This window comes from Oleiphilus sp. HI0117 (genome assembly GCF_001635235.1).
The window spans coordinates 1-2,271 of record NZ_LWGA01000276.1 but is presented as its reverse complement, the minus strand read 5'-3'; the positions used below and the strand labels follow the sequence as shown (position 1 = coordinate 2,271).

Below are 2,271 nucleotides of genomic sequence, written 5' to 3'. Positions count from 1 at the left end.
CCTGCTGTGCTATCTGCAGTCTCGGTACCAGCAGGGCTTGGAGCGCATTGCGGAAGGGTTCATCCATCACACTCGACAGGTGAAGCAACGAGCGCATCAGATGGCGCAGGAACGGGTTTATCAAGACTGGCAAAAGGCAGCCCGCAACGTGAGTAAAGCCGCTGAGATCCTGCACCTGTTCGTGGATGACCGCATCGACCCTAATACTTCCTTCCACGCGGTACAGCAACAGGCTTTCCAGTTTCTCAGTGCCAACGACCTGAACTCGGTCTGCCGATACCTGAGCAATCAGAAACAGTCAGCGGAGGAAGCGTTCTGGCAACACCTGGACACGGAATCCACATTGCGAACCGGCCTGTTACGGTCGCTCTTTTGCTGTCTGCGCATGGAAGGCACCGACAAAACGCAACGGTTAGCCCGGATCTTAGACCAAGCTCGGTTGGATCTGGTCGCCGGCAATATGCTCGGCGATGCCTGCATTGATCAGCGTCTACCGCCGAAAGCCACACGACCACTATTGCTAAAACCCGATGGCAGTATAGATAAAGCCAGGTATGAATGGTTCCTGTACCTGCAGATTCCCAACCGGTTAAACGGCCAGCTAATGCTGCCGGAAGTCATTCGATATCGGGCGTTAGAGGATGATCTGGTGAAGCCACAGACCTGGAAAAACCAGAAGCAGGTCTTGGTCGAGGGTACGCAGCAACCGAAAATCTCCAAGGATCCGACGCGACTGATCCCGCGTATGGCGGATGAGCTGACCCTTCGGTTACACGAGGTCAGCGAATACTTGGAACGTTCGGACAATCGGGACGTGATACTGCGCCCGAAAGGCGGCAAACACCTTTGGCGGTTGCCTACAGCCAGTAAGAAACACCTGGTGAATAATCCGTTCTTCCAACAAATGAGAGCGATCAGCGTTGCCGATGTCTTGCGCGTGGTGGATCAGGATACCGGATTCATTGACGACTTCGAGCATGTGCTGGGCATGAACTCGAAAAGCCGTCAATACGAAGTGGACCTGTTGGCGATCTTGATCGCCAATGCCACTAATCAGGGCATCTATGGCATCGCTCAGATCTCCGATCGGACCTATGATCAGCTCAGCACTATCCAGGCGAACTACCTTCGGCTGGAAACCCTGAATGCGGCCAATGACCGTATCAACAACGCTACCACACGACTGAGCATCTTCAAGCACTACAACATCCAGGATGACAGTCTGCATGCCAGTGCCGATGGTCAGAAGTTCGAAGCCAAGCGCGAGACGTTCCGTACACGGTATTCCTCAAAATACTTCGGTACCAGCAAAGGCGTCTCGGCGGTCAGTCTGAATGCCAATCATATGGCCATCAATGCCCGGGTTATCGGCGCCAACGAACATGAATCCCATTACATCTTTGACCTGTTGATGAACAACAGTACTGAGATTATCCCGGACATGCTCTCAACTGACACTCATGGGGTAAATCATGTGAACTTTGCCTTGCTCGATCTGTTCGGTTATCGGTTCGCCCCCCGATATGCCCGGGTTGGCAAGGTCATCAATGAGCTGTTCAACATCACCGAAGACGAAAATCAGCGCGTGAAACTATCGTTGCGCAAGCCGATCAACACGAAACGCATCATAGACCACTGGGACACCATCCAGCGGATCGCAGTCTCTCTAGCCCAGCGGAAAACCAGCCAAGCTACGTTGGTGCGTAAACTCTCCGGCTACAAGCACAACCACCCGTTACTGGAGGCTCTGACTGAATACAACCGGTTACTGAAGGCCCAGTATCTGCTGAACTACATCGATGACGCCAGCCTTAGAAACCATGTGCAGCGAGCGCTGAACCGGGGTGAAGCTTATCACCAGTTGCGTCGGGCGATCAGCAACGTCAACGGCGACCGGTTCCGAGGCAATAGCGATGAGGAGATCCAAATCTGGAACGAAAGTGCCCGACTGGTGGCTAATGCCATCATCTACTTCAACTCGAAAGTACTCAGTAACCTGCTGGACAGCTTCGAGGAACAGCGCAATGACAGATACCAGGAAACAGTCAAGCGGGCCTCACCGGTAGCTTGGGAGAACATCAACTTCCGGGGTACATACACGTTCGCGCCGACGGGCGAACTGCCAAAACTGGAGGACTTAATGGCACCGATTGAGGGCTATCGACCTAGAAATGAAAGTTGATACCCCTCTACAAGCCACGGCAGACGGGGGCTTCAGAGGTTTTTGCAATATATGGAGGCAAAATCCCTAGGACCCCATATAGTCGGTCA

The 2,271-nt window shown here is 53.3% G+C and carries 1 protein-coding gene; it reads left to right on the top strand.

From position 1 onward, the window contains the following. A partial coding sequence (locus A3757_RS03435) for a Tn3 family transposase (protein WP_068739177.1) occupies window positions 1–2,182 on the top strand: 2,182 nt, incomplete at its 5' end. Between the last annotated feature and the right edge of the window lie 89 nt (window positions 2,183–2,271).